This window comes from uncultured Rothia sp. (assembly GCF_916049665.1).
Classification (GTDB): domain Bacteria; phylum Actinomycetota; class Actinomycetes; order Actinomycetales; family Micrococcaceae; genus Rothia.
The window spans coordinates 1-12,517 of sequence record NZ_CAJZIE010000065.1; the positions used below are offsets into that span (position 1 = coordinate 1).

12 protein-coding genes are annotated in these 12,517 nt (G+C 61.0%); 6 read left to right on the forward strand and 6 right to left on the reverse strand.

Annotation, left to right across the window (positions count from 1 at the left end):
• From QZ540_RS06890 to QZ540_RS06915, 6 genes are all read left to right on the forward strand, one after another.
• Window positions 1-753: peptidase dimerization domain-containing protein (locus QZ540_RS06890; protein WP_294628698.1), on the forward strand; the 753-nt coding region annotated here is incomplete at its 5' end.
• 248 nt (window positions 754-1,001) lie between these two features.
• Entirely contained in the window at window positions 1,002-1,355 is a 354-nt protein-coding gene (locus QZ540_RS06895) for an iron-sulfur cluster assembly accessory protein (protein WP_005506039.1), read from the forward strand.
• Between the two features lie 114 nt (window positions 1,356-1,469).
• The gene (gene trpD / locus QZ540_RS06900; protein ID WP_294628700.1) at window positions 1,470-2,543 is read left to right on the forward strand and encodes an anthranilate phosphoribosyltransferase; all 1,074 of its coding nucleotides are present in this window, start codon (window positions 1,470-1,472) and stop codon (window positions 2,541-2,543) included.
• Between the two features lie 583 nt (window positions 2,544-3,126).
• A complete protein-coding gene (locus QZ540_RS06905) occupies window positions 3,127-3,576 on the forward strand; it encodes an NfeD family protein (RefSeq protein WP_294628702.1) in 450 nt (149 codons plus the stop codon).
• A gap of 80 nt (window positions 3,577-3,656) precedes the next feature.
• Window positions 3,657-4,652, forward strand: a complete 996-nt coding sequence (locus tag QZ540_RS06910; protein WP_005506035.1) for an SPFH domain-containing protein — start codon at window positions 3,657-3,659, stop codon at window positions 4,650-4,652.
• A 189-nt stretch (window positions 4,653-4,841) separates the two neighbouring features.
• Window positions 4,842-5,180, forward strand: a complete 339-nt coding sequence (locus tag QZ540_RS06915) for an RNA polymerase-binding protein RbpA (protein ID WP_005506034.1) — start codon at window positions 4,842-4,844, stop codon at window positions 5,178-5,180.
• Window positions 5,181-5,375: 195 nt separating this feature from the next.
• On the opposite strand, the gene QZ540_RS06920 is transcribed toward QZ540_RS06915, so the two are convergent.
• The 6 genes from QZ540_RS06920 to QZ540_RS06945 all read right to left on the reverse strand — a co-directional run.
• The gene (locus QZ540_RS06920; RefSeq protein ID WP_294628704.1) at window positions 5,376-6,110 is read right to left on the reverse strand and encodes a polyprenol monophosphomannose synthase; all 735 of its coding nucleotides are present in this window, start codon (window positions 6,108-6,110) and stop codon (window positions 5,376-5,378) included.
• 122 nt (window positions 6,111-6,232) lie between these two features.
• Window positions 6,233-7,411: an amidohydrolase gene (locus QZ540_RS06925; RefSeq protein ID WP_294628706.1), complete on the reverse strand. Its 1,179-nt coding sequence runs from the start codon at window positions 7,409-7,411 to the stop codon at window positions 6,233-6,235.
• 211 nt (window positions 7,412-7,622) lie between these two features.
• Window positions 7,623-10,658 carry an RNA helicase gene (locus QZ540_RS06930; protein WP_294628707.1) on the reverse strand — a complete coding sequence of 1,012 codons (3,036 nt, stop codon included), beginning with the start codon at window positions 10,656-10,658 and terminating at the stop codon, window positions 7,623-7,625.
• Between the two features lie 239 nt (window positions 10,659-10,897).
• Window positions 10,898-11,779: a twin-arginine translocase subunit TatC gene (tatC, locus tag QZ540_RS06935; protein ID WP_294628709.1), complete on the reverse strand. Its 882-nt coding sequence runs from the start codon at window positions 11,777-11,779 to the stop codon at window positions 10,898-10,900.
• Window positions 11,780-11,911: 132 nt separating this feature from the next.
• A complete protein-coding gene (gene tatA, locus QZ540_RS06940) occupies window positions 11,912-12,157 on the reverse strand; it encodes a Sec-independent protein translocase subunit TatA (protein WP_005506024.1) in 246 nt (81 codons plus the stop codon).
• Window positions 12,158-12,175: 18 nt separating this feature from the next.
• Window positions 12,176-12,517 (reverse strand): hypothetical protein (locus QZ540_RS06945; RefSeq protein WP_294628711.1); only part of this gene is annotated, 342 nt, incomplete at its 5' end.

Here is a 12,517-nt window from a genome sequence, read left to right on the forward strand (position 1 = left end):
GGCGTCGCATCCGGCGACATCGAGGTGCGCGTCGGCAGCCACGCCATCCACTCCGGCATGTTCGGCGGCCCCATGCTCGACGCACACACCCTCATGGCGCAGCTCCTCGCAACCCTGCACGACGCCACCGGCGCCGTAGCCGTTGAAGGCCTGCACCGCGCCCCCGAACCCGAGCTCGAATACGCCGAAGCAGACTTCCGCAGCGACTCTGGCATCCTCGACTCCGTACCCCTGGCAGGCACCGGAACCGTCGCATCCCGCCTGTGGACCCAGCCGGCAATCTCCGTCATCGGCATGGACATCCCCAGCATCGCAACCTCCTCCAACACCCTCGCCGTCGTATCCCGCGCACGCATCAGCACCCGCCTGGCACCCGGCGACAACCCCGAAAACGCACACCGCGCACTCGCCGAACACGTCAAGGCACACGCACCCCACGGCGCGCAGGTCAGCTACACCGCCGTCGACTCCGGCATGCCCTTCGCCACCGAAGTCGACGCAGACGGCGCACAGACCGCCCTCGACGCAATGCGCACCGCATGGGACGTCGAACCCGTACAGACCGGCATGGGCGGCTCCATCCCGTTCATCTCCGACCTCAAGGACCTCTTCCCGCAGGCACAGATCCTCGTCACCGGCGTAGAAGACCCCGACACCCGCGCACACAGCGCCAACGAGTCCCTCTACATCCCGGACTTCAAGAACGCAATCCTTGCGGAGGCGCTGCTGCTGAGCGCATTCGGCGCACGCTAAACGCGCTCGCTAGGAACATCCACAAAAAGTGGGGGAGAAGGGTCACCAAACCCCAACCCCCACTTTTTCGGTATCCTAGAAGCAGAATTACTTATAAAGCCCCCACGCAAACACTCACGCCCCCGGCGAACTATGCACACCCTAGGTTGTGCTCAGCTCTCCCCGGCGCGTATCGTGAAGGCTAAAACGCCCACACGCACCCACACGCGGCGCACACGGGCAACCAACAAAACAAAAGGACAACACTCATGAGTGAAACCACCACCGAACTGCCGACCCACGGCGTCAACCTCACCGAAGTAGCACAGACCAAGGTCCGCACCCTCCTCGAACAGGAAGGCCGCACCGACCTGCGCCTGCGCATCGCCGTCCAGCCCGGCGGCTGCTCCGGCCTCATCTACCAGCTCTACTTCGACGAGCGCGTCCTCGACGGCGACGCAGTCCGCAACTTCGACGGCGTAGAGGTCATCGTCGACAAGATGAGCGCACCCTACCTCGACGGCTCCACCATCGACTTCGAAGACACCATCGAAAAGCAGGGCTTCTCCATCGACAACCCCAACGCAGCAGGCTCCTGCGCATGCGGTGACTCCTTCCACTAAACCGAAGGCACCCCAGCGCTAAGCACCACCAAGGTGCAACACGCCTAGTAAACCCCCGTCTCGCATACTGCACCCAACCATGCAGATACGAGACGGGGGTTTTACACTTAACACATGACTACGCACGAAATTACCTGGAAATACATCCTCAACCAGCTCGTCAAGCACCAAAACCTCACCGACACCGAAGTCGCCTGGGCAATGGACCAAATCATGACCGGCCAAACCGAACAGCCGATCCTCGCATCCTTCCTCACCGCCCTCCACTCCAAAGGCGAAACCCCCGAAGAACTCGGCGCACTCGCAGCCGGCATGATCGCCAAAGCCGAAACCGTAGACATCGACCCCCACGCTGTAGACATCGTCGGCACCGGCGGAGACCAGCAAAACACCGTCAACATCTCCACCATGGCAGCCCTCGTCATCGCAGGCACCGGCGCAACCGTCATCAAGCACGGCAACCGCGCCTCCACCTCCAAATCCGGCTCCGCAGACGTCCTCGAAGCCCTCGGAATCCGCCTCGACATGCCCATTCCCGCTGTCGCCGAATGCGCTCGCGAGACCGGCATCACCTTCCTGTTTGCGATGACCTTCCACCCGGCAATGCGCCACGTGGGCCCGACCCGCCGCCTGCTGGGCATTCCGACCGCGTTCAACTACCTGGGCCCCATGACGAACCCGGCTCGCGTGAAGTCCTCGGCTATCGGCGTTGCTAACCCGGTCATGGCTGAGAAGATGGCTCACGTCTTCGCGGAGCGCGGCGACCACGCCCTGATTTTCCGCGGCGATGATGGCCTGGATGAGCTGACCATCGCTACCACGAGCCGCCTGTGGGAGGCTGCGGACGGCAAGCTGACCGAGTACCGTTTTGACCCGACCGAGTACGGCCTGCAGAACGCACCGCTGGAGCAGCTGCGAGGCGGTGACGCCGAGTACAACGCGGGTGTGTTCCGTGCCATTTTGGCGGGGGAGGGCGAGGCCCCGAAGAGCCCGCTGCGTGCCATTCACGACGCCGTGCTCATCAACGCGGCCGCAGGCCTGGTGGCATACCGCCCGGTCAACGGCGAGAGCTTTGAGACCCGCTTCACTCAGGCACTGGCCGATGCGCGCGAATCTATTGCATCCGGTGCAGCGGAGCGCGTGCTCAACGCATGGGTCGAGTTCAGCGAAAAGCACGCAGAAGCGTAGGGACTCTGTGGCTAGAGGCGAGAGCCTCAGAAGCTGATTTCAGCAGCTGAAGAGCCCTAGAAATCGATGACAGGCACCCGAGACGAACAGAGCGCACCGAGAGGTGTGGAGCTGGGGTCTCGGGTGTTTGTCGTTTAATATGAGCCACTGAGGGGCATACTGAGGATCCTAAAGGTTCGGAGCATTTGAGTGCGCAGCTGCGGGTTGATGAAGCTGAGGCGCGCGGAGTTCAGAGTGGCGGACGAGAACAGCATAGTCGCATCACGAGGAGTACAGGTCCGACCCGCGCCAACCAAGACGCAGAAAGCACCGGTGAGCATCCGGTGGGGTAGTGAAAAATAGCTCTACTTTACATAATGTATATTATCGGCTTTTTAGGGAGGTCTAGAATGAACCCAAGATTCCCCGTATCTAAATAAAGTCTTAACAGTTCATGTATTAACCTCACCCGGTCACCAGAACTATCGCCAGCACTCAATCCACCTGAAATAATGGATATACCCCGCATCACGAAGGTGTCGTCGCCTCGTATGCAGATTCAACGTCAACCACGCCGGTTGATGTACATCAAAGGAGAAAACTCGTGGATTGGCTCTTTGAGACACCCTGGACACTCTGGGTTGCACTCGCCCTCGTTTTCGCCGTCATAGAAATGCTCAGCCTCGACCTGTTCTTTCTCATGCTGGCGATTAGTGCAGGCATTACCGCAGCAATATCTCCCTTCGTGGACAACATGCTGCTTCGAACCGTTATTTTCGTGGTGATCTGCCTGATTCTGGTTCTTGGCCTGCGCCCGCCGCTGCTGAAAAAGCTCAATAAATCAGCCACCGGAGCTGTCACTAATGCTGAAGCACTCGTTGGTGCTGAGGTGCGCGTCACTCAAGATGTGACTGGTGAGACCGGTTTGGTGGTACTAGCTGGCGACACCTGGACGGCGCGCACCGCCTCCGGAACGCTCCCTGCAGGATCACACGCGAGGGTACGCGCCATTGAGGGTGCTACCGCAATCGTAGAGCCTCTCCCCCACGCCTAAGACCCATCTGAATACCGGCTCCAAAAGCAGGTTCAGATACCCTAAAAACACACCATATAACTCACCGATAAGGAGAAATAATGCCTATCAGCCTTATTCTGACGGTCCTACTCATCCTCTTCGTACTGACGATGCTCGCAAAGACCGTGCGCGTCATCCCGCAGGGACGAGCCGGCATCGTCGAACGACTGGGCAAGTTCCACGCCGTTCTCAACCCCGGCCTGCACATCGTCATCCCCGTAGTTGACCGCGTGCTACCCCTCATCGACCTGCGCGAACAGGTGGTTTCCTTCCCCTCGCAGTCCGTGATTACCGAAGATAACCTCGTGGTCGGCATCGACACCGTCGTGTACTTCCAGGTCACCGACCCCCGCTCGGCAACCTACGAAATCACCAACTACATTCGCGCCGTGGATGAGCTGACCAGCGCAACCCTGCGTAACGTCGTCGGTGGCCTGAACCTGGAGCAGACCCTCACCTCCCGCGACCAGATCAACGCTGAGCTGCGAGGTGTACTCGACTCCACCACCGGCCGCTGGGGCTTGCGCGTCTCCCGCGTGGACATCAAGGAAATCCAGCCCCCGGTGTCCATCCAGGACTCCATGGAGAAGCAGATGCGTGCAGAGCGTGACCGCCGCGCCGCAATCCTCACCGCAGAAGGCCAGAAGCAGTCCGACATTCTGACCGCAGAAGGTGAATCCCGAGCAGCCATCCTGCGTGCAGAGGGTGAAAAGCAGGCACAGATCCTTCGCGCAGAAGGTGACGCACAGTCCGCAATCCTGCGCGCAAACGGTGAAGCCGAAGCCGTGCAGAAGGTCTTCGCCGCAATCCACGAATCCAACCCCAGCCAGCAGCTGCTCACCTACCAGTACCTGCAGACCCTGCCCAAGCTCGCCGAAGGCGACGCCAACAAGCTCTGGTTCATCCCGACCGAACTGGGCGATGCACTGCGCGGCCTGGGCAACGCATTCGGCACCCTGCCCGCATCCGACCTTGCAGACGCACCGAAGAAACCCGCAGCAGAGGCGCCCAAAAGCGCACCGCAGGCACCCGGAAGCTACGGCATCAACGGCTAAACGCGAAAACTAACGCGTAAAAAGGCGTGAATCACCAAAAATCACGCCGAATAAACACCACCACGCTGGGCGGGTGGAGACTATTACCGATATAATGGATGTTTTGTAAACGTTCGAGGGAATAGCTCTCCCCCGCCCAACGTTATGCCTAAAGCGCCAAAGAGCGCACCCGACGACACTGGAGGAAAAATGAGCGATCGTAGCCTGCGCGGTATGCGCCTGGGTTCCCAGTCGATGGAAACCGAATCGAACGTACAGCCCGCGCCCCGCCAGCGCGTCGAATACCGTACCGCAGACGGTGACCGCGTTTTCGTGACCTTCGCGGCAGAAGCCGAAATCCCCTCGGTCTGGACCGCAAAGTCCGGCAAGGAAGCATACCTCGTCAACGGCGACTCCACCGCAGACGCCGAAGAGGAAAAGCCCGCACGTACCCACTGGGACATGCTCATGGAACGCCGTAGCATCGAAGAGCTGGAAAAGACCCTGGAAGACCGCCTGGAATACTACCGCAAGCACTACGCGCTCTAAAAGCACCGTAGACCTGCCGTAGAAAGGCTATAGGGAGCCCGCTAGGAGCCACTTGCGCTCTGAGCGGGCTTTCCTTCTTTTGGCGGTGGCTTCGTCGATACGTGAGCCAGGAAAGAGCGCTACAGAAAACAGAAAAAGACCGGGGCAGATACGTTATGTATCCGCCCCGGTCTTTCGTATAAGTCTCAGAACGAGTTACTTGCCCAGAGCTTTCTTCAGCTTCTGAACGCGGTTGGTCAGACCCCAGCGAGTCACCTTAGACATCGAGTCAAAGATGATGTTGCCGTCCATCTTCGAAGCGCCAATCTCACGCTCAACGAAGGTAATCGGAACCTCAACAATCTTCAGACCAGCCTGCTCGGAACGCCACGCCAGATCAACCTGGAACACGTAACCCTTCGAGTCAATACCGTCCAGGTTCAGACGCTGCAGAGCCTCACGGCGGTACGCGCGGAAACCAGCGGTAATGTCCTTGATGGAGGTGCCCAGAATCAGGCGGGTGTACAGGTTAGCGCCGCGAGAGAGAATCTGGCGGTGGGCCGGCCAGTTCTTGGTCTTGCCGCCGGGAACGTAACGCGAACCAATAGCCAGGTCAGCGCCCGCCTCCACGGCACGAACCAGAGAAGGAAGCTGCTCAGGCTGGTGCGAGCAGTCAGCGTCCATCTCAATCAGAACGTCGTAGCCTGCCTCAAGGCCCCAATCGAAGCCAGCAAGGTACGCGCCACCCAGGCCGTCCTTAACGGTGCGGTGCAGAACGTGAATCTGGGGGTCCTTAGCCGACAGCTCATCAGCAATCTGGCCGGTGCCGTCGGGGCTGTTATCATCCACCACGAGAATGTCCACCTCGGGAGCTGCCTTGCGAAGACGCTCTACCACGATGGGCAGGTTCTCCTTCTCGTTATACGTCGGGATGACAGTTAGAACGCGCATATTACTCCCTCACAGGTGTATATAAAATAGGCCGGTAGATGTCCAGTATACCGGGTAAACATCTAGATCAATGAATTATTGAGGGGTTTTAACCCCTTAAAAAGCCTCTGACAAGCTAAAAATTAGTTACTTTCAGTGTAAATAGATTCCAGGATGGGCAGAGGAGACTCTTCATCCAACACCGGCAACAACGGAATGCGAGCGCGGGGGTCGGTGCTCCACGATGCGACGCGGGAGTCGGGTGCCTGGACCATGAGGGCTTCGACGCGCCATTGTGCGACGTATGCGGGGGTGTCGGGGGTGAGCTGGCCGGTGAAGGGGTTTTCTTCGTGGGCTAGGCGGTATACGCCGCGGGTGAGGGCGGCGAAGGCGCTGCGTGCGGAGATGCCGTGTTCGTCGTTGACGAGTTCGCGGATGAGGGACCAGGCGCCGGGTGCGTACAGCTGAGCATCAGAACCCAGCGCGATGGAGGTGCCGGTTGCGTTTGCGCGGCGTGCTACGGAGGCTACTGACTCGCGTGCTTCTCCCCCGGCGTGTGCAAGGAGTGCCTGGACGGTGTCGTTGGCTGCTTCGTCTTCTTCGGGTTCGCAGACGCTGAGGCCGAGGTTGATGCGTGCTTCTGCCAGTTTAGTGAGGTATTCGTCGGTGATGGGGTCCTGCGGGGTGCTGATTGCTGCGTCGAGGCGGATGGAGAGCCAGGGGCGGGTTCCGCGTACGGCGAGCGCGGCGTCGGCGGCGTCGGCAAAGCTGGTGGATGCGTCGATGGAGAGCAGGAGTGCGGCGTCTTCGGCTACCTGTGCTGCTGCGGGTGCCTCGTCGGGTGCGACAGAGATGCCGACCAGTTGCAGGCCTTTGACGGCGCGTTCGCCTTCGGTGAGGGGGCGTAGTGCTTTGATGGCGCTGATGAGTTCGTCGGTTTCAATGCCGGTGGCGTTGAGGATGAGACGGATGTCGGGGGTGCCGTGTTCGGCGCTGTAGTAGCTGAGTGCGGAGACGAGGTCGGGTACGTCTTCCATGCCGGCGAGTACGGTGTGGGTGTGGTAGCCGGCTGCGCGGTATGCCTGCAGGTAGTCGAGGATTTCGGGTGCTTCCTTGCCCGCGACCGGTGCCAGTGCGCGCGCAAAGGCGGGGGTCAGCAGGGCGCCGTCAAGTTCGGTGATGGTGGCGGAATCGTCAGCAATTGAACGTGCCCCGGAGTCGGAACCAACCCAGCGGACGAAGCCGTCCTCGACCAGCATCGCGGTCGCGTACGGGTCGACAGGGCTGTACACGCTACCATCTACAAAAATACGGGTAGACATTAGAATCCTTTCACCATTGAGGCGCGCCGGAGCGCACACGGGGGCGGGCACTTCGATTGTGCTCGCGTAGCTCAGCTGAGCGTCTCTTTCGAGTATAGAAGCACCCCCGCTAGCTGCGGTAGTTCGTGCATCCTTAGATGACGTAGAACGACACACAGTAGCGGGGGTGGTAGCCCGAACCGGTCGGGCGCGATGTAGCGCTAGGCGCGGGTTAGACGTCCAGCGCGACGACGCCGCGGCGTACCGCCTCAATCGCCTCTTCACAGCGGGAGCGAATCACCGGGTCCAGGGAGCGGATGTGCGCGATCTGGTCCAGGGCGTCCAGTACCTGCTTGGCCCAGCGCACGAAGTCGCCGGCGGCAAGGCCGGTGTCCTCGATTGCCTTGGCGAGGTGCGCGCCGTTCGCCCAGGCGTACATGGGTTCGACCAGGCCGAAGTCGCACGCCGGGGTCAGGTTGACCTTGAACTGTTCCTCGGCGGCGTTCAGGTCTGCGAGGCGCTGCGTAATCGTCGCAATGGGCGCGCGCAGGGACGGGTGCGGGTAGTGCGCCAGGTACTCCACCGCGTCGCGCTTACCCTGGTAGGTTAGCGCGGCAACGGTTGCGGCGATGGCGGCGGGTTCCAGGCCGTCGAGGAAGTGCGCGTCCAGGCACAGGGCGGTCAGTAGGTCGCGCTCGCCGTAGATGCGGCGCAGCGCCTGTCCGCCGGTGGTCAGCGACAGTTCGCCGTCCTCGGTGCGTTCGACGTAGCCGTAGCTCTCCAGAAGGCGCGAAATGCGGTTGAAGACCTGCGCAATCGTGTTGGTGCGGCGCGCAATCTGACGACGCAAACCTTCCGTCTCAGAGTTGAGCTTCTGCCAGCGCTCAGCCCAACGCATGTGGTTCGCGCGGTCCGAGCAGCCGTGGCACGGGTGGTTACGTAGCTGAGCCTGCAGAGCCTCCAGCTGCGCGTCAATACTGTTCTGACGAGCCGGAATGTTCTGCTGTGCGAGCGCACGCGGGGCGCGGCCGTCGTAGAGCGCCTGACGCATACGGCTTGCGGTGTCGCGGCGTTCCTTGGGGGTCTTGAGGCTCAGGCGCTTGGGGATTTTGATGCGTGAGACCGGTTCGACGGCACCCTCAAAGTCGCGGGTTGAGGCGGTGCGCTGGTGCGCGTCCTCGGTGACGATGCCGATGCGGGGGTCGGCGTGCGAATCGGAGCGGGTCACTACGACTGCGTAGCCGCGGGAGCGGCCGTGCGGAATGTAGATGATGTCCCCGGGTAGCAGCTGCTGGATGCTGTGGTGCGCCTGGGCGCGGGCGTGACGCTCGTTGCTCTTGGACGCCTTCTTTTCCAGCTCGGCGATTTGGCGGCTGAGCTGTACGTATTCGGTGAAGTCGCCCAGGTGGCATGCCATGGCTTCGCGGTAGCCTTCGAGGGCACTTTCGTTTTTGCGTACGCGGGAGGCGACGCCCACGACCGACTTATCTGCCTGGAACTGTGCGAAGGAGGACTCCAGGATTTTGCGGGTGCGTTCGGCGCCGTAGGAGGCGATGAGGTTTGCCGCCATGTTGTAGGTGGGGCGGAACGAGGAGTTCAGCGGGTAGGTGCGGGTTGAGGCGAGGGTCGCCACGTGTTCCGGGGACATGCCGGGGCGCCACATGACCACCGCGTGGCCCTCAATGTCGATGCCGCGGCGGCCGGCGCGTCCGGTCAGCTGGGTGTACTCGCCGGGGGTGATGTCCACGTGGGATTCGCCGTTGTACTTGGTGAGCTTCTCCAGGATGACGGTGCGTGCGGGCATGTTGATGCCCAGCGCGAGGGTTTCGGTGGCGAAGACCAGCTTGACCAGGCCCTGGGTGAAGAGTGCCTCTACAACCTCCTTGAACAGGGGCAGCAGGCCCGCGTGGTGCGCGGCGATACCGCGAATCAGGCCGTCACGCCACTCGTAGTAGCCGAGGGTGTTCAGGTCGCGGGTGTCCAGGTGAGCGGTCGCCTCCGCAATGTAGGCGCGGATGGTCTGCTGCTGTTCGGGGGTGGTCAGCGTAATATCGGCGGATACGCAGTGGCTGACCGCGCCGTCGCAACCGGCACGCGAGAAAATGAAGCAGATGGCAGGCAGTAGGCCCTGCTTGTCGAGGGCGCGCACCATCTCCGGGCGGGTAATACGCTGCGGACGCAGAGGCTTCTGCTCGCCGCGCGCATCAAACTCCCGGTCGTTACTGAAACGATCACGACGGTTCGAGCCGCCGCGCTCACCGCTGCTGAACGTCTCATTCAGCCAGCCCTCACGGCGGTGACGGAAACGCTCACGCTTACCGCCGTAACGTCCACGGCCCGGTGCGGATCGGAAGCCGGGGCGTAGCGCCTTCAGCTGCGGGTTCAGACGCAGACCGGCAAGCAGAGGGTTAGCGCCCGCCTCCACGGTTGCGCCGCGCTGCTTAGCCTTCTGTGCCTTCTTCGCCTGCTTGCGGGAAAGCTTCTCCTCCGGCTCCTGGTTCTTACCGTGTGCCGAGTTGTCTTCGGGTACGAACAGGTCCACCACACGGTGACCAACCATCATATGCTGCCACAGGGGCACCGGGCGGTGCTCAGAGACAATGATGTCCGTGCCGCCGCGCACCGTATCCAGCCACGCGCCGAACTCCTCAACGTTCGACACCGTCGCCGACAGAGAAATAACGTTCACATGCTCGGGAAGGTGAATAATCGCCTCTTCCCACACCGCGCCACGGAAACGGTCCGCCAGGTAGTGCACCTCATCCATCACCACGTAGCCCAGGCCGGTCAGCGTGGTCGAGTTAGCGTAGAGCATGTTGCGTAGCACCTCGGTGGTCATCACGACCACGGGTGCTTCCGTGTTAATGCTCGTATCGCCGGTCAGCAGACCCACATAATCCTCACCGTACGCGCGCACGAAGTCGTGGTACTTCTGGTTGCTCAGCGCCTTAATGGGGGTCGTGTAGAACGCCTTCATGCCGCGGCGCAGCGCCAGGTAGATACCGAACTCGCCCACAATGGTCTTACCCGCACCCGTAGGGGCGGCAACCAGAACGGAGCGGTCCGCCTCCACGGCGGCACACGCCTGACGCTGAAAATCATCCAGCGGAAAATCCAGGGACGCCTCAAACGCGCCCAGGGCGCTCTTCGCGTAGGCGGCGCGCTCTCGGGATGCGGCGTATGCGGCAGCGTAATCGGTGCCGGTCTGCTCGTTAGAAGCGTTAGAAGCGTGTGCGTCAGAAGTGTGCTGTGCGTGGTGCTTGCTCATAGTATGTCCAGTGTAACTGCTCGCCCGCCGCGCACCTTCCGAAAGCGTCACGGACGGGCACTAATCCGGTATGGGCGAACAGCGAGCGCATCCGGCGCGGTATAACGCTCCCTATGGAGCTCGCTATGGAGGTGCCGTGCGAGCCGGCATGCGACTAATCCGGGTACGCGAAAGGGGCGGGGCACAGAATCTCTGTACCCCGCCCCTTCCGGCTATGTTGCTCAAAGCGAGCTATTGAATTAGGAAGTTTTCTCTTCGTCGAAGTAACCCATCTTCGCCAGGTCTTCGGCGCTGGTTGCGGTGTTCAGGCTTGCTTCGTCCGACCCCTGCGCCAGCTTGGCGAGCTTGCGGTCGCGGCGCTTGTCGTTAATCATGCAGATGCCGATTGCTGCGAAGAAGAAAATCAGCAGCGGCGCCATGAGCACGAACATCATCATGATGTCGCTACCGGGTGCGGTCAGCGCTGCGATAACCGCAACGAGCACGACCACCCAACGCCAAGCCTTCAGAATGGTGGTGCCGCGAATCAGGCCCAGCATGTTAATGCCAACCAGAATCACGGGGATGATGAACGCGCAAGAGAAGGTGACGACGAACTTCAGAATGAAGGAGATGTACAAGCCCGCGTCAATGTAGTTACTGTCGTTGAGGGGGGTGAACTTCAGCAGTGCGTAAACCACGCCGGGGAGAGTGAAGTAAGAAATCGCCACGCCGCAGCCGAACGCAAAAATGGATGCGGTGAGGAAGCCGAAGAGATACTTCTTCTCCTTGGTGTGCAGTGCCGGCAGCAGGAATCGCAGCGCCTGGTACAGCCAGACGGGAGACGCGATCACCAAGCCGATGTACATACCGACCTTGAGCAGCTGGTCGAAGGGGGATGCGACGGAACCGTAGTTCAGGTTTGCATTGCGGCCGGTTTCTGCGTTGATCTGCTGCAGGGGCGCAGAAATCATGTCGATGAAAGGCTGGTAGAGGAAGACCGTACCGATGATGGCTGCGATGACGGTTGCGATAGCCGCCTTGATGAGGCGGTCGCGGAATTCGCGCAGGTGTTCCTTGAGTTCCATGCGTGCTTCAGGATTAAGTTTGCGGTTGCGCACGTCCTGGTCAGGTGTTGCCACGTGGTGTCCTCTGGGTGTCGGTGCCGTGTGTGATTCGGCTGAGGGGGTCTGGTGGGGTGTTTATGGGGTGGTGCCGCAAAACCCGTGCCGGCCGGTGGGCTGGCACGGGTTTGGTGCGTTGGGGCGGGACCGTTACTTGGTTTCGGTCTTGCCGTCCTTGCCGTTGTCTACGACCTCAGCGGTGACGACCTCTTCGCCGTCCTTCTCGCGGGGGTCCTTCTTGGAGTCGTTCTTCAGACCCTCAACTTCGGTCTTGAAGATGCGCATGGACTGGCCGAGGCTACGTGCCATACCGGGCAGCTTGGGTGCGCCGAAGAGCAGGACGATGAGGAGGATAACGACGATGATGGTCGCGGGGTGGCTGAAAATCTGGCCCATGGTGGTGTGCCTTTCTAGTTAGAGCAGGTCTCCGATGTTTTGAGGTTGGCCGAGTCGATCTCGTCGGGAGACCCGTCGCTTGATCCGCTCAGACCTGCGTGTCTGCTTACCTTGTTCGTAGTTATTGTATGCCTCAGTGATGGGTGTGAATACCCCGAGGGTGGTGTCTCGCGGGAGTTTTCGGCTTGCGTTTGCTTGCGCGGCGTCGAATTGTCCCTCGATTGACTCGACCCAGGTTACGGTTTCGTCAAGGAGTGTGAAACCGCGAGTGAGTGCTTTGTAGGTGAACCATGCCAAATAGAGGAGCGAGCAGATGATGAGCGCGCCCCATAGCAAAATCCAGAACCACCAAGACATGAG

Bases quoted from the DNA above. Each gene is read 5' to 3' on its own strand.
- QZ540_RS06895 (WP_005506039.1), top strand. From the start codon at position 1,002: ATGAGTGAAACCACCACCGAACTGCCGACCCACGGCGTCAACCTCACC.
- trpD (WP_294628700.1), top strand. From the start codon at position 1,470: ATGACTACGCACGAAATTACCTGGAAATACATCCTCAACCAGCTCGTC.
- QZ540_RS06910 (WP_005506035.1), top strand. From the start codon at position 3,657: ATGCCTATCAGCCTTATTCTGACGGTCCTACTCATCCTCTTCGTACTG.
- QZ540_RS06915 (WP_005506034.1), top strand. From the start codon at position 4,842: ATGAGCGATCGTAGCCTGCGCGGTATGCGCCTGGGTTCCCAGTCGATG.
- QZ540_RS06920 (WP_294628704.1), bottom strand. From the start codon at position 6,110: ATGCGCGTTCTAACTGTCATCCCGACGTATAACGAGAAGGAGAACCTG.
- QZ540_RS06925 (WP_294628706.1), bottom strand. From the start codon at position 7,411: ATGTCTACCCGTATTTTTGTAGATGGTAGCGTGTACAGCCCTGTCGAC.
- QZ540_RS06930 (WP_294628707.1), bottom strand. From the start codon at position 10,658: ATGAGCAAGCACCACGCACAGCACACTTCTGACGCACACGCTTCTAAC.
- tatA (WP_005506024.1), bottom strand. From the start codon at position 12,157: ATGGGCCAGATTTTCAGCCACCCCGCGACCATCATCGTCGTTATCCTC.